At 65.8% G+C, this 20,222-nt stretch carries 20 protein-coding genes and 1 pseudogene; 9 read left to right on the top strand and 12 right to left on the bottom strand.

Features of this window, described 5'->3' with window-relative positions; all coding sequences use genetic code 11:
* The first annotated feature begins 14 nt into the window (after positions 1–14).
* From IB243_RS19270 to IB243_RS19260, 3 genes and pseudogenes are all read left to right on the top strand, one after another.
* Entirely contained in the window at positions 15–1,022 is a 1,008-nt protein-coding gene (locus IB243_RS19270) for a tripartite tricarboxylate transporter substrate binding protein (protein ID WP_082615531.1), read from the top strand.
* A gap of 48 nt (positions 1,023–1,070) precedes the next feature.
* Positions 1,071–1,626: pseudogene (locus IB243_RS19265) on the top strand (GTPase); the annotation flags it as partial.
* Between the two features lie 222 nt (positions 1,627–1,848).
* Positions 1,849–4,062 carry a GGDEF domain-containing phosphodiesterase gene (locus IB243_RS19260; RefSeq protein ID WP_192428821.1) on the top strand — a complete coding sequence of 738 codons (2,214 nt, stop codon included), beginning with the start codon at positions 1,849–1,851 and terminating at the stop codon, positions 4,060–4,062.
* Positions 4,063–4,165: 103 nt separating this feature from the next.
* Here the strand turns inward: IB243_RS19260 and IB243_RS19255 are convergent, their stop codons facing one another.
* Complete coding sequence (locus IB243_RS19255) at positions 4,166–4,309, bottom strand: hypothetical protein (RefSeq protein WP_010460267.1); 144 nt, start codon at positions 4,307–4,309, stop codon at positions 4,166–4,168.
* Positions 4,310–4,395: 86 nt separating this feature from the next.
* Positions 4,396–4,845 (bottom strand): RidA family protein, encoded by a 450-nt coding sequence (locus tag IB243_RS19250; protein ID WP_192428762.1) that lies wholly within the window; start codon positions 4,843–4,845, stop codon positions 4,396–4,398.
* Positions 4,846–4,988: 143 nt separating this feature from the next.
* Between IB243_RS19250 and soxR the strand changes: the two genes are divergently transcribed.
* The gene (soxR, locus tag IB243_RS19245; protein ID WP_225585044.1) at positions 4,989–5,507 is read left to right on the top strand and encodes a redox-sensitive transcriptional activator SoxR; all 519 of its coding nucleotides are present in this window, start codon (positions 4,989–4,991) and stop codon (positions 5,505–5,507) included.
* A gap of 310 nt (positions 5,508–5,817) precedes the next feature.
* Here the strand turns inward: soxR and IB243_RS19240 are convergent, their stop codons facing one another.
* Entirely contained in the window at positions 5,818–6,258 is a 441-nt protein-coding gene (locus IB243_RS19240) for a hypothetical protein (RefSeq protein WP_192428761.1), read from the bottom strand.
* A gap of 643 nt (positions 6,259–6,901) precedes the next feature.
* Between IB243_RS19240 and IB243_RS19235 the strand changes: the two genes are divergently transcribed.
* Positions 6,902–7,348, top strand: coding sequence for a hypothetical protein (locus IB243_RS19235; RefSeq protein WP_010460276.1), 447 nt, complete (start codon positions 6,902–6,904; stop codon positions 7,346–7,348).
* A gap of 81 nt (positions 7,349–7,429) precedes the next feature.
* Here IB243_RS19235 and IB243_RS19230 read toward each other — a convergent pair whose 3' ends face one another.
* Positions 7,430–10,555, bottom strand: coding sequence for a WD40 repeat domain-containing protein (locus IB243_RS19230; protein WP_192428760.1), 3,126 nt, complete (start codon positions 10,553–10,555; stop codon positions 7,430–7,432).
* 104 nt (positions 10,556–10,659) lie between these two features.
* Here IB243_RS19230 and IB243_RS19225 point away from each other — a divergent pair, with 104 nt between their 5' ends.
* A complete protein-coding gene (locus IB243_RS19225) occupies positions 10,660–11,595 on the top strand; it encodes a succinylglutamate desuccinylase/aspartoacylase family protein (protein ID WP_192428759.1) in 936 nt (311 codons plus the stop codon).
* A 19-nt stretch (positions 11,596–11,614) separates the two neighbouring features.
* Here IB243_RS19225 and IB243_RS19220 read toward each other — a convergent pair whose 3' ends face one another.
* The 4 genes from IB243_RS19220 to IB243_RS19205 all read right to left on the bottom strand — a co-directional run bounded on the left by IB243_RS19220 (position 11,615) and on the right by IB243_RS19205 (position 14,446).
* Positions 11,615–12,154, bottom strand: coding sequence for a DUF924 family protein (locus IB243_RS19220; RefSeq protein WP_192428758.1), 540 nt, complete (start codon positions 12,152–12,154; stop codon positions 11,615–11,617).
* A gap of 94 nt (positions 12,155–12,248) precedes the next feature.
* Entirely contained in the window at positions 12,249–12,470 is a 222-nt protein-coding gene (locus IB243_RS19215; protein WP_010460285.1) for a hypothetical protein, read from the bottom strand.
* 268 nt (positions 12,471–12,738) lie between these two features.
* Positions 12,739–13,707: a DMT family transporter gene (locus IB243_RS19210; protein ID WP_192428757.1), complete on the bottom strand. Its 969-nt coding sequence runs from the start codon at positions 13,705–13,707 to the stop codon at positions 12,739–12,741.
* A 232-nt stretch (positions 13,708–13,939) separates the two neighbouring features.
* Positions 13,940–14,446, bottom strand: a complete 507-nt coding sequence (locus IB243_RS19205) for an MgtC/SapB family protein (RefSeq protein ID WP_192428756.1) — start codon at positions 14,444–14,446, stop codon at positions 13,940–13,942.
* A gap of 475 nt (positions 14,447–14,921) precedes the next feature.
* Here IB243_RS19205 and IB243_RS19200 point away from each other — a divergent pair, with 475 nt between their 5' ends.
* Positions 14,922–15,512, top strand: coding sequence for an NAD(P)H-dependent oxidoreductase (locus IB243_RS19200; RefSeq protein WP_192428755.1), 591 nt, complete (start codon positions 14,922–14,924; stop codon positions 15,510–15,512).
* Positions 15,513–15,542: 30 nt separating this feature from the next.
* Here IB243_RS19200 and IB243_RS19195 read toward each other — a convergent pair whose 3' ends face one another.
* Both IB243_RS19195 and IB243_RS19190 read right to left on the bottom strand, forming a co-directional pair.
* On the bottom strand, positions 15,543–16,493 hold the full coding sequence (locus tag IB243_RS19195; RefSeq protein ID WP_057272366.1) for a nitronate monooxygenase family protein: 951 nt from the start codon (positions 16,491–16,493) through the stop codon (positions 15,543–15,545).
* 68 nt (positions 16,494–16,561) lie between these two features.
* On the bottom strand, positions 16,562–17,356 hold the full coding sequence (locus IB243_RS19190; protein ID WP_192428754.1) for a pseudouridine synthase: 795 nt from the start codon (positions 17,354–17,356) through the stop codon (positions 16,562–16,564).
* A gap of 208 nt (positions 17,357–17,564) precedes the next feature.
* Between IB243_RS19190 and IB243_RS19185 the strand changes: the two genes are divergently transcribed.
* Positions 17,565–18,158 carry a DUF6151 family protein gene (locus tag IB243_RS19185; protein WP_192428753.1) on the top strand — a complete coding sequence of 198 codons (594 nt, stop codon included), beginning with the start codon at positions 17,565–17,567 and terminating at the stop codon, positions 18,156–18,158.
* A 157-nt stretch (positions 18,159–18,315) separates the two neighbouring features.
* Positions 18,316–18,651, top strand: coding sequence for an ankyrin repeat domain-containing protein (locus IB243_RS19180; RefSeq protein ID WP_192428752.1), 336 nt, complete (start codon positions 18,316–18,318; stop codon positions 18,649–18,651).
* Positions 18,652–18,744: 93 nt separating this feature from the next.
* Here IB243_RS19180 and IB243_RS19175 read toward each other — a convergent pair whose 3' ends face one another.
* Both IB243_RS19175 and IB243_RS19170 read right to left on the bottom strand, forming a co-directional pair.
* Positions 18,745–19,557, bottom strand: a complete 813-nt coding sequence (locus tag IB243_RS19175) for an alpha/beta fold hydrolase (RefSeq protein ID WP_192428819.1) — start codon at positions 19,555–19,557, stop codon at positions 18,745–18,747.
* 82 nt (positions 19,558–19,639) lie between these two features.
* Positions 19,640–20,104, bottom strand: a complete 465-nt coding sequence (locus IB243_RS19170) for a TerB family tellurite resistance protein (protein ID WP_192428751.1) — start codon at positions 20,102–20,104, stop codon at positions 19,640–19,642.
* Positions 20,105–20,222 lie beyond the last annotated feature (118 nt).

Raw genomic sequence — 20,222 nt, 5'->3', positions numbered from 1 at the left:
CCGGGATTTTGTTCATGCAAACTTTGAGTGCAGTAGCGTGCGTGGTAGCCGCTTTGTCCGTGTGTTTCTCCGCGCCTGCCATGGCGCAGGAGACCTGGCCCACCAAGCCTTTGCGCCTGATCATCCCCTTCCCGGCAGGTGGGAGCAGCGATCAGCTGGGTCGGTTGATGGCCAAGGAGTTGGGGCTCAAGCTGGGGCAGCCGGTGCAGGTGGAAAACACCGACAGCAAAGGCACCAAAGCCGCCGCTGGTGCCGCGCCGGATGGCTACACGCTGGTGCTGTCTGGCGTGGGGACCAATGCCATCAGCCATGCCCTCAATCCCCGGCTCGACTACGACTCCCTCAAGGACTTCGTGCACATCTCCCAGCTGTCCGAAGGCCCTAACGTTTTGGTCGTGGGCGCGGATTCGCCGCTCAAATCCCTGCAGGAGCTGATTACAGTGGGCAAGGCCCAGCCTGGCAAACTCACCTATGCGCAAGTGCATGCGTCGTCAGGGCACCTGGCGATGGAGTTGCTCAAGCAAACCATCAGCACCTGCGTGAACGGAGCATCCGGCACGCGCAACTGCACGACGCTGGGGCTGACCGGGGTGCCGTTCACCGGCGCCAAGCCCGCGTTGGACGCGGTGATGGACAACAAGGCAGGCATGATGTTCACCAATCTGGACGCCGTGGCCCCCCATGTGCGCAGCGGCAAACTCCGCGCGCTGGCGGTCACCAGCCTGTTCAGAAATCCGCAACTCCCTGACGTGCCCAGCATCTCGGAAGTGGGTTATCCGGGCTTCAAGGCCGTGTCGTGGGTGGGCATCTCTGCCCCCGCAGGCACACCCGCCGCCGTGGTGGGGCGGCTGGAAAAAGAGATGGATAGCGCTTTCAAGGCGTCCGAGACCCGCAAGCAGCTGGAGGCGCAGGGCCTGGTGGTTGTCGTATCACGGTCTGCGGAATACACCGATTTCATTCGCAGGGAAATGGAGCGTTGGCGCAGGGTGGTGAAGGTGGCCGGAATTCAGACGCCCTCATAGCACTCGTTGGCATTGGCCTCGGTGGTGCGAATCGAGAACCACCGGTAGCTGTGGGTGGACTGGTACAACGCCCAGAGCGACACGCGCGCCTTGCCGCTCGATGCCTCGGACCCGGCCCCCACGCGCAAGCTCATTGACGGCTGCCACCTGCTGTCGCCCAACCGGGGTGGCATGGCCAAGCCCATGCGCGTGCTGATCTGCGGTGTGCCCAATGTGGGCAAGTCCACGCTGATCAACACCTTCAGCAACAAACGCCAGGCCAAGACGGGCGACGAGAGGCGGGCATCACCAAGCTGGAGGCGCGCTACAAGCTGGGCCTGCCCGAGAGGGCCGTGGCCGCCCACGACGAAGAGCTGCTCGAAGCCATTGGCCGCAAACGCGCGGCGCCATGCTGGGCGGTGGCAGGGTCAACCTGCAAAAGACGGCCGAGATCGTGATGACCGACTTCCGCACCGCCATCCTGGGGCGCATCGCGCTGGAAACCCCGCTGGAGTTTGAAGCCTGGCGTGACGCAGGGCTTGCCGAAGACGCCAAGCGCCAGACCAAGAAGGACGCGCGCACCAAAGCCCAGGGCAAGGGCTCGGGCGTGCGCGAGCCTGCAGCGGGCGACGGCGAGCAGGCCGAAAAAAAAGCGCTTTTGAGGGCGGGCATCGGTCTGTGCCCGCCGGGCGGTGGACATCGAAGACTCGATAGTCGCGATGTATCGGGTTACTATGCCAGCCTGGTTGTCACCGCCTTCACCATGCGCCCTGTTGACCCATCCTGGCCTCCCGAGCGAGACGATGCCACCACTGAGCAGTTGGTGCGGGCCGGCTCCTGGACGGCCATGCTCACCGGCACGCTCATTGCGGCCCTGCTGCTGTTGGACCGGCCCCTGTCCTGGACCCACGTGCTGCTCAATCTGGGCGCGGGCGCCATGGGCGGCGTGGCGGTGCTGCTGGGCCGCTTGCACCGCTGGCACCAGGCTGCGCTGGTACTGATCTGGGGGGTGTGGGGTGTGGTCTCGGTGGTGGCCGCGACCAATGGGGGGCTGCGTGGCCCCAACCTGCTCAATTTCCCGGTGCTGATCGTGTTTGCCGGGTGGATTCTGGGGGCGCGGCCCACACTGATACTGACCGGTACCACGGGGGTGCTGTTCCTGTTGTTTGTCTGGGCGGACCTGCACGGCTGGCTGCCCCCGGCGCGTTATGGCAACCGGCTGGCATATGTGGCCTACCTGAGCGGAATACTGGCGGTCACGGCTGCTGCGACCTTGCTGTCGCGGCGCAGCTACCTGCGCCGCGTGCAGGAGGCGCAGCACACGGCATCGAGCCTGGCCACCACCGATGCCGAGTTGCGCAAGCTGCAGCGGGCCGTGGAGCAGAGCCCCGAGAGCATCGTCATCACCGACCTGGAAGGGCGCATCGAATATGTCAATGCCGCCTTCCTCGTCCGCACGGGGTATGCCCGCGACGAGGCACTGGGCCAGCTGTCGGCCCAGATCTCCAGCAACGGCTTGACGCCAGCGCAGCTCCAGGGGCTGCGCGATACGCTGGCGCGCGGCGAGAACTGGGCGGGGGAGCAGGTCAACCGCCGCAAGGACGGCGCCGAGATTGCCGAGGCCGTGGTGGTGGCCCCCATCCGCCAGCCCGATGGCCACGTCACCCACTATGTGGAGCTCAAGCAGGACGTCACCGAACGTAAGCGCGCTGCGCGCGAGATCCACCGCCTGGCGCATTTCGACAGCCTCACCAGCCTGCCCAACCGCTTCACGCTGATGGAGCGGCTGTCCGCGCTGCAGGGACGCCGGGGCCGGGCGCCCACCACGCAGCACGCGCTGCTGCTCTTGGACCTGGACCGCTTCACCACCTTCAACGATGCGCGCGGCAGCGATGCGGGCGACCGCCTGCTGTGTGCCGTGGCGCTGCGCCTGTCCGAGATCCTTCCTGCCCAGGGCCTGCTCGTGCGCGTGGCGGGCGACGAATTTGCGGTGGTGCTCCACAGCCTGGGCGCAGATGCCTCGCTGGCCGGCCGGCATGCCCTGGCCTTTGCCGAAAAGTTGCAGTCCGCGCTGCTGAGGCCGCTGCGCCTGCAGGACAACGATGCCGAAGAGGCCCAGCTGGGCGCGAGCGTTGGCATCACGCTCTATCCGCAGAGTGCCAACGATGTCGCGCACGATGCCCTGCGCCGCGCGGGCACCGCGCTGCACCGTGCCAAGCAGGCGGGCGGCGGGCGTGCGGCCTTCTTCGAGCAAGGCATGGGGGAGGCGGCCGAGCAGCGCTTTCGCGTGGAGCGCGAGCTGCGCCAGGCCATCGGAGCGAACGAGTTGCGCCTGTACCTGCAGTCGCAGGTGGACGTGCAGGGCCAGCTCACCGGCGCCGAGGTGCTGGTGCGCTGGCAGCATCCGCGCGACGGCCTGGTGGCGCCCGGGGTGTTCATCCCCGTGGCCGAAGAGTCTGACCTCATCGTGAGCCTGGGCGGCTGGGTGCTCACCCATGCCTGCGCACTGCTGGCGCAGCCCGTGTTTCAGGAGCGCCGGTTGCGGCTGTCGGTCAACCTGAGTGCCCGGCAGTTCCGGCAGGCGGGGTTTGTGCCGCAGCTGCGCGCCATCCTGGCCGCCACCGGTGCCGACCCGCGCCTGCTGACGCTGGAGGTGACCGAAGGCCTGGTGATCGACGATTTTGACGACGCGGTGGCCAAGATGCACGAACTGGCGGCGCTGGGGGTGGACATGTCGCTGGACGACTTTGGCACGGGCTATTCATCTCTGGCCTACCTCAAGCGCTTGCCGATCCAGGAGATCAAGATCGACCGCTCCTTCGTGCGCGACGCACCGACCAATGCCGACGATGGCGTGCTGGTGGAGGGCATCCTGTCGGTGGCCCGCCACTTTGGCCTGCGTGTGGTGGCCGAGGGCGTCGAGACCCGCGAGCAGGCAGACTTCCTGAGCCAGCGTGCGCCCGACATCGTGTACCAGGGCTACCTCTTCGGGCGGCCCGAGCCCGATACCGACTGGATCGCCCGTGCGGTGCAGACGGACGCGACAAGCACCCAGAGCTGAAGCAGAAAATCCAAATGAAAATAGCTGCTAGCGCTTGATGGTAGAGCGCTAGCAGCTATTGATGTGATAGCAAGTAGGTTGTGGGCGCATGCGCGCCACTGCGTTACTTGTTCTTTTCTTTGCCACGCGGAATGACGGAGGTCACCGGTGGCATGGGGCGGTCAGAGCCACCGCTTTCCTTGGGCAGCGAATTGTCCTTCTTGGGTTTCTTCGCCATCTTGTTGCTGCGTTGTTCGCCTTTTGCCATAGGGCCTCCTGTAAAGGTCTCGGAATGGGACCGTGCCGGCATGGTACGTCACAAACGGGGCGCTTTCGCGGTCACCTTTGCGGTGCTCACGCGGGCACTACCGCCGTGGCCTCGATTTCTATCAGCATGCCGTCGAGCGCCAGCCGGGGCACCGGGATCAGGGTGCAGGCCGGTGCCGCCCCATCGGGCCACAGGCTGCGCGCCGCCTGGCTGAACAGCGCCAGCCGCTGTTCGGTGTGGTCGACCACCAATACCGTGAGCTTGGCCACGTCGTGCACGCTGGCCCCTGCGCCTGCCAGCGCCATGCGCAGGTTGGTGAATGCCTGGCGCAACTGCTCGCCAAAGTCGGGGACCAGCTGGCCCGCCGCGTTTTCGCCGCTCTGGCCCGCCACAAAGACGGTGCGCGACTGGGCGGGCGCCACCACCACATGGGTATAGCCATTGGCGCGTGGGTCGTACAGGCCGGGAGGGTTGATGAAGCGGAGTTTGGAAGCGGCCGTGGCAGGGCGCAGGGTCGTTGCGGAATCAGGGCGCATGGTGCAGAAGTCCAGAAGTGGGAGATAACGGTGAAACCAAAAGCGGAATTGCCGAGAAAACCTGGGCGGCCGCCGCAGGAGCGGCGGCTTCACCGGTTTCGTGGGCTAGTATCAAACCTCAAGTTAAATTGAGGTCAATCACCATGAAGAAAACCTTTGAAGGAATGGTTGTGAAGCCAGGCAAGCCCAGCATCCCCGTTGCCCGTGAGGTAGCGGGCGCGCAGTCCGAACAATCCGAACAATCTGAGCTGTCGGTGGGCGAGGTCGCCAGCCGCAGCGGGCTTGCCGTGTCGGCCCTGCATTTTTATGAATCGCGCGGGCTGATCGCCAGCGTGCGCAATGCGGGCAACCAGCGGCGCTACCCGCGTTCGGTGCTGCGCCGCGTGGCGGTGATCAAGGTCGCGCAGCGCATGGGCGTGCCCCTGGCCGCCATTGCCGATGCTTTGCAGGCGCTGCCTGCCGGGCGCACGCCCACGGTGGCAGACTGGCGCCGCCTCTCCGCCCGCTGGCGTGACGACCTGGACGAGCGCATCCGCACGCTGACGGCGCTGCGTGACCAGCTGGATGGATGCATTGGCTGCGGTTGTTTGTCGCTCAAGGTCTGCCCGCTGCGCAATGCGCACGACACGCTGGCCCAGGAAGGGCCTGGGCCTCATTTTTGAGGGATGGGGTGTGATTTGCGGCGTCTACCGACGCATGGTCAGCAATAGCACCGGTGAAGGCAGTGTCAAGAACCGACGAGCGGACTTGGTGCTGCAGCAGGCTGGTGGAACGGGTGGCTGCCATGCAGTGATTGCTGCAAGTGGATGGGGTGCGAACGGGGACTGGCCGCCAAAAGCCGCCCAACGCCCTGCGTCTGCAAGTTGACTTTCGTCCGAATGCGCGGTGGTGTGGGGCTTGTCTTGGTGGCACAGAGGTCCGGGGAACCGGGGCAACTCCTGCTCCACGGTTTATCGGTCGGCTCTTTGTGTTTTATGCCCGAATATCAATGCCGATGGCCTGGCCCTGATGCCGCTGGATGATTTGCATGGCTGATTCCAGCATCTTCAGGGACGTTTCGTCGTTGCGCGATAGTGCGCCCTGGATGCCGTCATGCACCTTCTGTGTGAAGTCGTAACGTGTACCGTCGCTCTCGGCTGGCAGCTCGCCGCCCCGGCCGCCGCCGACCGGGATTTTCATGGTCATTGCCATGAAGGGCCGGCTGTCATCGAGCGACATTTCCCCGCTGCGAATCTGGGTATTGACCCAATCACGCATGTCCTGGCGGGTCATGTTGGTGAAGTCTGCCTGCGTGGTGCCCTCTGTCTGGGTTGCGGCCAGCGCGGCCGAAAAGGACGTGGCCGAACGGTCGGCGGCCGAAGCCTGCAGGCGCTGGCCCGTGTGTATGTAGCTTGTTCCTGCATCAACTCTCATGGCATCCACCCTTTTCGATAGGGCAATCACAACACCGTCACCTGCAAAACTTTTGCAAGGATGGCGCCTGCGATCACCGCAACGGACAAATAGTCTTAGTCTTCTCTGAATCGGCTTCCATCGAAGGCAGGAACAACAGGGGAATAGGTCTCGTATTTGGGGAGTTGCCCGGGCGATGGATGGGTGACGTTGGCGGGGGCATTCCGCGTTGGTTCTTGGCCGACTGGCTGTGGAGACAGGCGCGGAGGGCGTTGCAGGCCTACCTGTTTGCACTGCGCATGAAAGAAGGAAAGCCCCTCCAGATAGCGCTCAGCCATGGAGGCTGGTATGCGAGCACTTCGCAAGAGAGAATCCGCCGCTGAGCACAGGCTTCTAATGAACTTCCGATACGGGCCCACAAGAGAGCGTCATCTTTCAAGCGCTAAGCAGTCTGTCACACTGCCGTAGCGATCGTGTAAAGCGGCCCCGACAGCGGAGACTTTCTTGGATCGGTTAAACCTCTCCATCCATTCAGAGCAGAGCAGAGCGCGAGCTCAGGTCCCTGGCGCAACAGCGATTTTCCGCACCGAAGATCCATGCCGGCCTGCATGTGGAGAGCCAGATTTGCCGAACACATCAACGTTAGACAACAGAAGGAAACTCCATGGAAGGCAGACCTACATTGATAGCCATCGACCACGATGACTACCATGCAGAGCACGTTGGTGTCACCAAAGACGGGCGTCAGTTCATTCTGACTACACCGTTTGATTCAGCTCGTGAAAACCATCCTGGATGTGAGTTTGTAGCACTGTATGTGTTCGACGAAACCGGACATCTCCTTGAAGCAAGGATCGATAGTTTTGGCCCACGTGCCAGCTTGGACCACAGTGCCCGTCGCAGCCTGGCCGATCAAAGACTGGCAAGTCTCGGGGACATATCCTTTGAGCGGGTGGAGGTCGTTCCGTTCAAGGTCGAGTATCTCGGAATTGACTTTGGCCTGGTCGTTCGAGAACCAGAAGATGAAGGCGATGTGTGGGCGGTAGAAATGCTGCCCGGGAACTACATGGCATTCTTTGAGCCATGGGACAGCGGCGAGTACGACACATGACGGCACGGTTCAGTGCAGGTTGATCGTCTGGTCTGGCAAATGCGCAATGGCTGCTCCCGGCTGCTTGCCTTGCCGCATTCGCTACCAACACAACGGCGCCGCTTCATCACTCCAGAAAATCCACCGCCGCACTTCCGCATACGGCGACGTACCGATGGAATACGGGTCCATCCCCGTCTCCACGCGCTCCAGGCGCACCAGGTAGCCGCCGTAGCTGGCGGCCCACAGCGTGCAGCCGTCGGGCGACACTTCCAAGGCGCTGATCGTGCTGCCGATGTGGTGGCGCCACAGCGGGCGCCCGTCCTCGCTGAGGGCGTGCAGGTAGCCGTCGGCATCGCCCAGCACCACCATGCCGGGCAGGGTGGCCGAGGCGTAGACGCGGCAGCGTTCGTCGAGTGGCGGGGCGTCCTCGTCCGCAGCATCTTCCGGCGCCCCGCCGATGGGGATCGAGCGGGTGCTGCCCCAGTACAGGTGGCAAGAGTTGGCGAACAGGCGCGCGCTGTCGTGCGAGAAGGTGGCGTGGTGCGGGTAGGACGACAGCGTTTCGTATTCGGCCACCACAGAGCCCTGCGCATCGAGCAGGATGTGCTGGCTGTCCTGGTCGCCCACGGCGATGTGGCGCTCGTCCGGTGACAGGGCCATGTGCAGCATGTCGAGCGCCAGCACCGTGACCTCGGTGCCATTCACCGATTCTTCCTGCTGGTTCTTGGGCCAGGTGTAGGGGCCGTCGTCGTCGAAGGTCTGGGGGTGCAGGCGCTGCACGCTGGGGTTGCCCCCATTGCCCTGGCTGGCCAGGAGGTAGATGCCCGTGGGGTTGCGCAGCAGCACGTGCTGGCCGTCGTTGAAGGGGATGAGCTCGTCGCAGCGCTGGCCCAGCGGGCCCGGCGAACCCTCCACGTGGGGTGGCAGTCCTTCGTTGCCCTGGGGCAGTGCAAACCGGGCGATCACGGGGCCGTCAAAACCGTCGTGGGTGGTGATGTGCTGGCCGTCGCTTTGCGCAAAGCAGCGCCGGTTGGGTGAGCGGCCCAGGCCGTGCAGCGCAGGCAGAGGGGTGTGCCGCAGGCCCTGCAGTGCCACCCAGTGCACCGTGCCGTCGTAGGGGGCGCCGATGCGCGCCAGCACGCGGCCGTCCTCCAGCGCGAGCACCGGGCCGATGAAGCAGCCCGCATCAGCGGCGCGCCGCACGAAAGCATCGGGGGCAAACGCAAAGCGCTGGCGAAAGCGGTCGGCCAGGTCTTCGTCGGCGTGGGTGTTGACCACGCGGGCCAGTTGCAGCACCGTGGCGGCGGTCGCCTTGCGCGGGTCGGAGGGCAGGTCGCTGTCTTCGTTTTCTTCTTCGGTACCTGCTTCGCTACCTTCTTCGGTATGGCCTTCGCTGTCGCCGTTGCCTTTCTGCGCCTCGGTTGCATCCATGGCGAGCTGGTGGGTGCGAATGGCCGCCACATAGCTCTGCCCGCCGGCCTGCCATTGGTCGGACAGGGTCATCAGTTCCACTGGGAAGACCGCTGCATCGGGCACATCGGGCGCCAGGGGCGGTGTGGCCAGCAGGTGCACGGCAGCTTCAATGCGCCGCGCCTCGGCCTGGCGGGCCTGCTCCTGTTCGTGTTGATCGCGCACGCGCAATTGGACCGCACCGTAAAAACGCAGCAGCCGCGTTATGTGGTCGGCGGCGCTGCGGGGCAGGGTGGTGCGGGCATCGCTCTGGCGCTGCGCATAGGTGAACTCCACCACGGCAGGCCCGTCCAGCGCGGCTTCCACGTTGATCTGGTAGGCGCTGTGGGCGTTGTCGTCTTCGTCGCCGGGGGCTTCGTCGCCGTTTTCCCAGCTGAGCTTGAGGGCGCGGCCCCAAGGCTCGCCCTCGTGCATGCAGGGCTGGCGCGCACCCACCCACACATCGCCTTCCCACCAGCCGTTGCGGTCGCTGTCCCACCAGTCGTTGTAGCGCTCGGTGAACACGGGCAGGCTGGTGAAGTCTTCGATGCGTTCTGCGGTCAGCTCGGTCACCAGGCGCTGGTACAGCGGGTAGCGGGCGCGGTGCTGGCCCACGGCCTTGCGCAGGTAGTCCAATACGCCGCGCCAGGCCTTTGTGCAGGCCCGCCAGGCCTCGGTGGCGGTGTCGGGTGCCAGGGGTAGCCACTCGCCGGGCTCGCCGTCGCTGTAGGCGCGGTGCACCAGCGTGAGCTGCGCGGTGGTCGGCACTTTGCGGCCCAGCACGGCGGCGGCCAGGCGTGCCAGCAGCCCCTGGCGTTCGGGCACCTGCGCTACCGACAGGTAGAAGTCCCAGGTCTTCCAGACGGTGATGAACACGTTGTCATCGCGCTGGTCGCCATCGGCGTCCACATGCCGCTGGCACAGCGAAAAATCGGTCTGCTGAAACCACCCGGTGGCCGTGTGATCCTTGGGGCCGATCACGGGCGTGTGCACGGCGGCCAGGATGTTGCGCACGCTGATCGCCTCATCGGCAAACAGGCCTGCCTCCAGTGGCAGGGTGGCCTGGATCTCGGCGCTGCTGCGCGTGGCGTTCTCGCCCGCACGCACGGCGGCCACCACGCGGGGGCGGCTGAGCATGCCGCTGATGCCGCTCTCTCCGTCGCCGCTGGGGTCATGGAACTCGGGCGCGAACACGATGCCCGCGATCTCGCTTGCGAACTCCGCAAGGTGCGGCACGCTGCGCACCTCGTCCATGAGGAACTCCACCTGCTCGGGCCCGGTGATGTCCACGTGGTATTCATCAGAGAACAACGCCACCCGCGCGGTGAGCCCACCACGGATGGTGAGCCCGCCATGGTTGTAGTGGCCCCACAGGAGGTCGGCCACCTGCAGCGCGCCCTGCACATAAAACAGCTGGCCGCCCACCACGGCGTTGTGCATGCGCGCATCGCCCAGCACGACCAGGTGCGTGGCACCATCGGTGTCGTCGCAGGTGAGCGCGCCGTCGATCTGCAGGTGCCCTTCGATAAGGATCAGAAAGGGCTGGCCCTGGAGGGCAGCGCCTGGGGTGCTGCCCTCGGCCAGTGCCCGCAGCGGGCTGCCACTGGCCAGGGGCGCATCCAGGTGCAGCTCGGGCACCTGCACATCGCCCGTGATGCAGAGCACGGTTTCCGTGGCCAGCACGTCCGGGTCCTCTGCAAGGCGCTGGGCGATCCAGCTGTCGGCAGGCAGTCGTGCGGCCACGTCGGCCAGCGGGCAAAGTCGGGCAGTGGGCATGGTGTGTCGGGGCGAGGGGACAACGGGCGGGGCATCGTACACCGCGCGCCATGTGGTTTTTGCTTTGCGCAGAGAATGATGTGTTGTCTTATTAGTTGCCATCCATGACGCAAAACTCTCCCGTCTTTGAAGTCCTTCCCCGTGACCTGTCTGCCTACCGCCAGGGCAATGTGGGTATCGACTACGTGCACCGTTTTGAATCGGGCCAGCCGGGTCCCCACGTGCTCATCAATGCACTCACGCATGGCAACGAAATCTGCGGCATGGTGGCGGCCACGCACCTGCTGGACACGGGCGTGCGCCCGCGCATCGGCACGCTGACCATCAGCTTTGCCAACGTGGCGGCGTACGCATCGTTTGACCCGACCCGACCGTTTGAAAGCCGCCAGCTGGTGCACAACCTCAACCGCATCTGGTCTGCAGGCGAACTGGACGGCACGGCCGCAAGCCCGGAGCTGGACCGCGCACGGGTGCTGCGCCCGGTGGTGGCTGCGGCCGACCACATCCTGGACATTCACTCCACCAGCCAGGACGTGCAGCCTTTCTGGGTGTACCCCGCTTATCCGCGCAATGCCCAGGTGGCGCTGGCCATCGGCCGCCCGCCCGTGCACCTGGTGATGCCCAGCGGGCTTGGCTCGGGCACGCCGCTCATCCAGCATGGCCGCCATGGGCTGGCGGAGAGCGAGGGGGTGGCTTTGGTGGTGGAGTGTGGCCAGCATTTCCGCCAGTCGGCGGCCGACATGGCCACGGCCGTGGCGCTGGATTTTCTGGCGCACTTCGGGCTGGTCGAAGCCGCTCCCAACCGCCCCGTCCCGGGCCCGCAGCGCCGCTATGAACTGCTGGAGACCTGCATGGTGCGCACGCCGGACTTCCGCTTCACGCGGCCTGTGCAGGGCTTTGAGGTGTTTGCCCAGGGCGAACTCATCGCCACCGATGGCCCGCACGAAATACGCGCGCTGTGCGACGACTGCACGGTGCTGATGCCCACCCGCGAGCCCATCGTGGGCCGCGAAGCGGTGTATCTGACCCGGCCGATCTGACCGGCAATCACCGGCAAGCTTAGAAGGACGATCCGGGCTGCGCGAGGAAGGCAATCTCCTGCGCGGTGGACGTGCGCCCCAGCACCACGTTGCGGTGCGGGTAGCGCCCGAAGCGCGCAATGATGTCGCGGTGCGCCACCTCGAACTTCAGGTTGTTTTCCAGCCCCGGCTGCTCAAACAGCACCATCGCCTGGGCGTGCACCACCAGCGATTCGCTGTGCATGTAGGGCATGTAGGCAAAGGCGCGTTCGGTGGGGGCCAGAGCCGTGTCGTGCTGCCCGCCCACCAGCTCTTGCGCGAGGGCCAGCGCCTGGGCGTCCTGCGCAAACGCAAGCGGTGAGCCCCGGTGGATGTTGCGCGAGAACTGGTCCAGCACCAGGATTTCCGCCAGGCGGCCCTGGGGTGTGCTGCGCCAGCTCCACAACTCGCACTGCCGCGCCGTCTCCCAGGTGGCACCGAAGCGGACACGGATCATCGCGTCGATGGCGTCCTCTTGTGCGAAGTGCTGGGCGGGGGTGAGTTCTTCGAACCAGAAATGAAGGATGTCTTCGGCGTGCATCGCGGTTTTTGAATGAAATAGGGCTCTAACGCTTGATCATAAAGCGCTAACAGCTATCAATTTCATAGTGTTCGGTGCTGCCGCACTGTGGGGCTCACCGACTGTCCTGCAGACGGATTTTTCCGTCGCGAACGTACTGGTTGAACTGGTCCTTCGGAATCGCGGCGGAGCCGACGGCATCGTTGTCGGCAGTCCAGCTCAGGGTGGTGCTGTCTTTGGAAGGCTCCAGCTCCACGGGGCCTTTCGGAATGGTCAGGGGGGCTCCGTCACCCGGGGTGTAGGTGACGTGGCCTGCAATGGTGGCGTGCTGGGTCATGGCGAAATCCTTTGCGGCGGTGCCGATGTGATGGAGCTTCCATTGCACTGCGCGCACGCGCACCGGGGTGTAAGACCATGCCGTGCGACGGCGCGGGCAGGTGCCGCCACCTGCAAGGTCGTCGTTGTCCTTGGCTCAGCGCATGAAACTGGCACGGCCCAGGCCAGTGCCACCGTGGAACTGGCTTTGCCAGGCCACCGGTGGCGTCCCCCTCCCGCGCAGCGAGAGAGGGGGAAGGCGCCGAAGGCGACTCAGGGGGAGCTTCACCTTATGGAGGCACCACCGCCTGCGTCCGCTCCTGCCGCACCAGATACAGCCCGCTGCCGATGATGATCGCGCCACCCAGCAACGTGGAAACCCCCGGCACGGCCTGCCACAGCACCCAGTCGAGCCCCATGCCCCAGGCCAGGGCTGTGTATTCAAATGGCGCCACCACCGACGCCTGCCCGTGCCGGAACGCCTCGGTGATCGCCAGCTGCCCCAGAAACCCCGTGACCGCCAGGCCCGCCACCAGCGGCCAGTGCGCCTGCGCCACACCCACCCAGTTGGGCCAGGCCAGCGCGCCCGCACCCAGCGCCAGGAAGGCCGTGGTCCAGAAAACCAGGCTGGCGCTGGAGTCCGTGCGGCTGAGCACGCGCCCCGTGATGGCCGACACGGCATACCCACACGCCGCGCCCAGCACCGCCAGGGCGCCCAGCGTGAAAAAGGCCTCCTGGCTGGGCCGCAGGGCCACCACCACGCCCACCATGCCCAGCGCAATCGCCACCCAGTGCGCGGCGCGCACCTTCTCGCGCAGCACCACGGTCGACAGCGCCGTGATCAGCAGTGGCGCGATGAAGAACAGCGTGTAGGCCTCGGCCAGGCCCAGCTCTTTGAGCGCGTAGGTGAACAGGCCCAGCATGGTCACGTTGAGCACGCCGCGCAGCAGGTGCAGCGGCCAGCGCACCCGGAGCAGGCCGGCCACCTCGCCACGCCACAGCACATACACCGCCACCAGCGGCAGCGCAGCCCAGCCGCGCAGCGCCGCCACCTGCATGGCCGGGTAGCTGGCCGACAGGGTCTTGAGCAGGGCGTCCATCAACGAAAAACACCCCACCGCCGCGACCATGGCCACGATGCCGCGCACGTTGGCCGAGGCTGCCGCCTGCGCTGTGGTGGCCATCGCAGTCGCAGTCGTGGTCGTGGTCGTGGCTGCAGATGCCGCAGGCTGAGCCTCGGAGTCGCTCGTCCGCGTCATGGTTGTACCGCCGCAGGAAGGCCGCAGGCTGTGGCGGGTGGCAGGGCGGCAAACGGCGCGGGGGCTGCGCCGCCAAGGCAGCGGTGCTGCGCTGGAAGACTGTGCATGGGGTAACGGGAGGTGGCTGGCTGCGGCGCGTGGGCCTGCGCTGCAGCCAGAGGGGCGGTGGGCCAAAAAGTGTAGCGCAGCCCGCGCCAGCGGGCTGCCTCAGCTCGACTCGGCTCGGCCTGGATCAGTCCGACTTGTGGTTGGCCGCGTTGCGGCTCACCTTGTCGTGCAGCATCGGTATGGCCCACAGCACCGCCAGCGCCAGCACGGCGCTCAGCACGGCCGTGGCTTCGCGGCCCAGCCCGGCGGCGACGCCGATCGCGGCCGTGAGCCAGATGCCAGCGGCCGTGGTCAGGCCCTTGACCTGGCTTTCGGCATCGCCCTTGAGGATGGTGCCCGCGCCCAGAAACCCCACGCCCGCGATGATGCCCTGCAGCACGCGGCTGTTGTCCGCTGCTTCAATGCCGGCCTGCTGCGCCACCAGCACGAACAGGGCCGCGCCCATGGCCACCAGCATGTGCGTGCGCACGCCAGCGGCCTTGCCCGCGTGTTCGCGTTCCCAACCCAGCAGCCCGCCCAGCAGCGCTGCCATGGCCAGGCGCACCACGATGCGCGTGGCCTGTGCCGCATCGGGCACGTCCGAGAATTCCGAGGCCACCGTGCTGGCGATCTCCTGCCAGAGGTCAGCCATGGCTGTGGTCCTCGCGCCCGGTGAATGGGGTGTGCGGTGTGGAGGGTTGTGTGGTCGGAGGGTGGGGCGCGCGTGGTGGCATGGCGGGGAGTCCGTCGGGTGGAAGGGGCGCAACAACAGTGCTGCCCTGCGACTGTGCCGCCCCGGCAGGGCAGCGTCTACCGGTGGCAGGCGAGCGCGGGGGTAGGACACTGCCGACGCACGCCAACGACGTACTTGGCTGGGTGTGGGCGCCAGGTTTTTATAAAAATTGGCACCTGGCGCATGATGGTAAAGCGCTGGTAGCTATCAAAAGCGAAGCGCCTGACGGTTGCCGCCCGTAGCCACGTTCCTCCCGCGCCTCCCCAGCCCGTCCCTGCGGGTGGCGCCACCTGCTGGGCGCTTGCGCCCCGGGGTGGCGCGTGTCACGATTTGCCTTGGTGCCCCGCAGCGGCCGCCGCTACCGGCGGGCGTGGTTCCGTGAGGAGTGTTTGCCATGACGCCCAAGTGCATTGTTCTGATCCAGGGCCACCCGGATGCGAGTGCGCCCCACCTGTGCCATGCGCTGGCGCAGGCCTATGCGCAGGGTGCCATTGCGGCCGGGCACGAGGTGCGCGAGATCGAGGTGGCCGCCATCGACTTTGCGCTGCTGCGCAGCCAGCACGAGTGGGAGCTGGGCCTGCTGCCTGCGGTGCTCAAGCCTGCGCAGGCGGACATCGGCTGGGCGCAGCACATCGTGCTGTTTTTTCCGCTGTGGCTGGGTGACATGCCGGCCTTGCTCAAGGGTTTTCTGGAGCAGGTGGCGCGGCCCGGGTTTGCCTTCAACACCGAAGGCAGCAACCCCTTTGGCCGCAAGGGGCTCACCGGCCGCAGTGCGCGGGTGGTGGTCACCATGGGCATGCCAGCGCTGGTCTACCGCTGGTACTTCCGCGCGCACAGCGTGAAGTCGCTGGAGCGCAATATCCTGGGCTTTGTGGGCATTGCGCCAGTGCATGAGACGCTGGTGGGCAGCGTGGAGCAACTGGGCGATGATGGGGTTGCCAGGTGGAAGGCGCGCATGCGCGCGCTGGGGGCCAAGGCGGCGTAGGGCCGCCCCGCCACCGCGCTCCAACGGCCTTCAGCCAAACGACCGCGCTGCCGCCAGGGCGCCCATGCGCTGGCTGATCGCAAAGAACTCCGCCACCGTCTCTTCAATGATTTGCTGGGCCGTCTTGACGGAGTCGATGAGACCGGCGGTCTGCCCCGCCAGCGCAGGCGCGGCCTCCATGTCGCCCTCAAAGTACACGCGCTGGATGCCCGCAAAGCTGTCGGCGGGCATGAGGCCTGCCTCGTGGATGGCCTGGGTGCGCTGCGACTTGAGCGCGCGGATGCAGGGGCTGGCCTTGGTGTTGAGCATCCAGGTGCCGGTCACGCCCGCATCGACGATGGCGTTCTTGTAGTTGGCGTGCACCGGGCTTTCGGCGCAGCTCACAAACCTTGTGCCCATCTGTACCGCCTCAGCCCCCAGCGCAAAGGCCGCTGCCATGCCGCGCCCGTCGCAGATGCCACCGGCCGCAACCAGCGGCACATCCACCCGCGCGCGGATGGCCTGCAGCAGCACCAGGGTGGAGACCTCTTCGGGGTTCTTGAAGCCGCCGCCTTCACCACCTTCGACCACCAGGCCGTCGATGCCTGCATCCACACACTTGAGCGCGGTATCCACCGTGGGCACCGCGTGGTACACGGTGATGCCCGCATCCTTGAGCGGCGCGATGAACTTGGCCGGGCTGCCCGCCGAGGTGGTCACAAACTTCACGCCCGATGCGCAGACAAAACGCAGCATGGCGTCGTCTTTCAGAAAACGGATGGGCAGGTTCACGCCAAACGGCAGGCCGAGCGCGCTCATCTTCGTGATCTCGGCCTGGCAGTTGGCCGTCTCGCCGGAGGACGTCTCGATGATGCCCAGCCCGCCCGCGCGGGACACCGCCGAGGCCAGCTGGGTGCGCGCGATCCAGCCCATGGGCGCCTGGATGATGGGGTAGCGCGCGCCGGTGTGGGCGAGGACGCGGTTGGTGGCGGGTGGGGTCATGAACGGAGTCTCCTGATTTTTGGAGAGCCCATTATTTCGACGGGCGTGGGGTCGCCGTGTCGCCCGGGTTACGGTGCTCCGGGCGTCCCCGGTGTCTCTTCCCATGGCAACCGTTCAAACAGGCGTTGCCAGTCGGCGCTGGGGCTGGCGTTTGTATCCTCTGCAGTGGTTTTCCCGGCACCCCATCCAGCAAGCCCTGGCCATGGCAGCCCGCTGTCGAAGGTCATGACCACCCCCGACACCGGGTGCGGCACCGTCAGCTGCCACGCATGCAGCCACAGCCTTTGCTGCCCCAGCCGCTCGGCCCACCAGCGGTTGAGGGGGCCTTTGCCGTGTGTCGCGTCGCCCAGGATGGGATGCGCCAGGTGCTTGAGGTGGCGCCGGATCTGGTGGCGCCGCCCGGTGGTGGGGATCGCCTCGACCAGCGAGGCGCGGGTGGTGGCAAAACGCACATCGCTGGCCTCGTCGAGCGTGAGCTGCGCCAGGCGCTGAAAGCGCGTGTGGGCCTCCTGCACGGCCGCATCGGCCGGGGCATCGTCGGGCTTCAAGGCGTGGTCCACCTCGATGGCCCCGGGCGCCCAGCCGCGCACCATGGCCAGGTAGCGCTTGTGCGTGGCGCCGTGCTCAAAGGCCTGCGACAGCGCGCGCGCCGAGTCGCTGTGCAGCGCCATCACCAGCACGCCGCAGGTGCCCTTGTCGAGCCGGTGCACGGGGTACACATGCTGGCCCAGCTGGTCGCGCAGGGTCTGCATCACAAACCGTGTTTCGCCCGCGTCCAGCCCTGTGCGGTGCACCAGCCAGCCCGCAGGCTTGTAGACGGCCACCAGGTGCTCGTCGCGCCAGAGAATGTGCAGAGGAGGCATGGAAGAAGAGCGAAAAAATCACGCGAGAAACTACGGACGGAGGCCCAACCGCACGACGGCATGGCCGATGCTGGGGGGCTGGGGCTTGTGGGGGGCATCGTTTTTACTACACGGCGGAGGGCAGGGCGCCCGCATGGCCTGGCCTGCACACTGCTGACAGATTCTGGCAGCAGGGGCGATAAGCTCCCGGTCCACCAGAGGGGGCTTCATGATCCATCGCTTTCAATGCCAGTGTGCCAAGGTCGTCGGCGAAGTGGCCGACACGCGCTCCGCCATCCACGCCATCTGTTATTGCCGGGACTGCCAGGCCTATGCCCACCATCTGGGGCAGCCCGACGCGGTGCTGGACGCTCAGGCCGGCACCGAGGTGGTGGGCACGCATGCCCGCAACGTGTCTTTCACCAGTGGCACCGACCAGCTGGCCTGCGTGTCGCTGTCTGAGGCAGGATTGCTGCGCTGGTATGCGCGCTGCTGCAACACCCCTTTGGCCAATACGGGGCGCGACTGGCGCATGCCCTATGTGGGCCTGGTCCACCTGTGCCTGCGCGCGGGCGGCGCACCGCTTGCGCCTGCGTTTGTGCCAGTGCAGATGCACCTGGAGACCGCCAGCGCCAAGGGCACGCCGCCCCGCACGGGCTGGAGCCAGCTGAAGGCGCTGCTGGGCTTCATGCCTCGCATTGCCGCAGCGCGTTTCAATGGCAGCTACCGCCGAACACCTTTCTTCACAGCCGCTGGCGTGCCCGTGGTGGCGGTGCGTGTGCTGTCCGCCGCCGAACGCGAAAGGGCCGGGGCAGCGGTGTAGCAGCTGGGCCGGGTGCAGTAGTTCTTTGCGCCACCAGCCATGCGCCAGGGCGTGCCAGAATGCCGACGGTTTACCGTTGAGCCCCCTGGCCTGGGTGCATGTGCATCGACCCGCGCTGCACTCTTCGCCAAACCGAAAAACAAAACAAGGAGACCCCATGTCGGCAGGAGACTGGAAAGACATGTATGCCGCCGCCGTGGCGGGCGACCTGGCGCTGGTGCGCCACCACATCAGCGCTGGCGTCAACCCCAACTACCAGCATCCCGAGATTTTGTGCACGCCGCTGGTGGCCAGCATCATCCATGGCCACAACGAGATCGCGCACTACCTGCTGGCGCATGGGGCGGACCCAGAGCTCAAGTCCGACTTTGATGACATGACGCCCCTGCAGGCCGCGCGCCGCTACCAGCGCAGCGAGTTCATCGCGCTGCTGCAGGCCCGGGGCGCCCGAGAAGAGCGTAAGCCGTTCTGGTGGCGCTGGCTGCCGGTGTAGCGGTGTCTGTGAATGGCCGAAAGCTTCCAGAGGCTCTTCGATCTGCGTGCAGCGGCTGATGTACGAGAAGCCTGGACAAACCCGACCCGACAGCTAGAAGCTTCCAAGATATCGTCCCAAAGCTGCGTTGAATTGCTGCGGGTCTTCCAGCGCTGGAAAATGCGCTGTGGCTCGAAGCACCATGCTTTGCGCCGCAGGTATGCGGTGCGCGAGCAGCTTGCATCTCTCCTGCAAGTGCGGCAGGTCAAGGTCTCCCCACATCACGAGGGCGGGGGGCTTGATCGCTTCCAGTTGCTCCCATGCCGAAGGTTCTTCGGATGCCATACCAGGATGTGCCGCCCGCAAGGCGGATCCGTTCATCGACAGAAAGAGTTGCCGAATCGCCCCTTCTACTCGCCCCGGTGGGCTCAAGGGGCCGTCCAGCCAAAGACGCGCCTGAAGCTCGTTTTTGGTGTCCAGATCACCCTGATGCGCAGCAGCGCTTATTGCGTTCATTAGGGCGTTCACTGAATCGCAGTGTTGGGGGGCTGGCGCACCACTGACTCCGGGCGCGACAACCACCAGGCCCCTGACTCTGTCGGGTTGAGCCAGTGCGGCGTCAATGGCGACACGCCCACCCATGGAACAGCCGACCAGCACGGCACGGTCATATCCCAAAGAGTCCATCACTTTCCAAAGGTCTGCCACATGAGAGTGTGGCGTGGGGCTCAAGGTGTGTGACTCTCCAAAGCCCCGGCGGTCGTAGCTGATGACAGGATGGGAGGTTGCCAACCAGTCCCATTGCCCTTGCCACATGCGTCGATCCGCGACGTTGGCGTGCAAGAAAAGAACCGGAGTGGCCGTACCGCCATGATTTGCCTCGTACTCCACTGCCAGCAACGCGCCTTCGACTTCAACCAGCTTCATTGTTTTCATGGCGATGAAGATACTGATCGCGGCCTTTGGATGTCAAGACTGTCTACCCGCCGCTTGTGGCTCTTCGCAGTCTTCAAAGGCGTGCTGCTTCCTTCGCTCTCATCTTGGCCGCGATGTATTCACCATGCGTCACATGCAGCAGGCCCGCCACTTTGCTGATGGTGTGGTTCTCGTTGGCGTCGATGTGGGCGTCGGCGTAGGCCACCTGCCACATGGCCTCGACCAATTGCACTTTCTGTGGCTGCGTGAAGTGCTCGTTCAGGCTGCTGGTAAAGCGCTGGTAGTCGTAGGCAGTCTTGGATGTGGTCACGGCCAGCTCCAGCAGGCGCTCCAGTTCATCGTCGCTCAGCGCAAATTTGCTGCGCAGGGCAGTCACCATGGCGGTGCGCTCGGCGTCGTCCATGGCGGTATCAAACCGCACCACCTCCACCAGTAGCACTGCAGCGGCCAGTTGCACGGCGTGGGCGCGCTCCTCGCTGGAGGGGGCTGCGTTGGGCTGGATCAGGCTGTCGAGCAGGTCTTTGAGGGTCTGGAACATGGTGGTGGCCTGGTGGCAAAAGCGAGGTGATGGAGGGTGGAGGCAAAGCGGGCGGGCTTGGTTCCCAGGCGGGCAGGCGGCCGCCTTGGTCATATAGCGCTCGCAGTGCGCCACCACC

Source organism: Acidovorax sp. ACV01, assembly GCF_014851495.1.
Lineage (GTDB): Bacteria > Pseudomonadota > Gammaproteobacteria > Burkholderiales > Burkholderiaceae_C > Acidovorax > Acidovorax radicis.
Note: the sequence above shows the minus strand (reverse complement) of the source record. Positions and strands in the feature narration are given on the sequence as shown.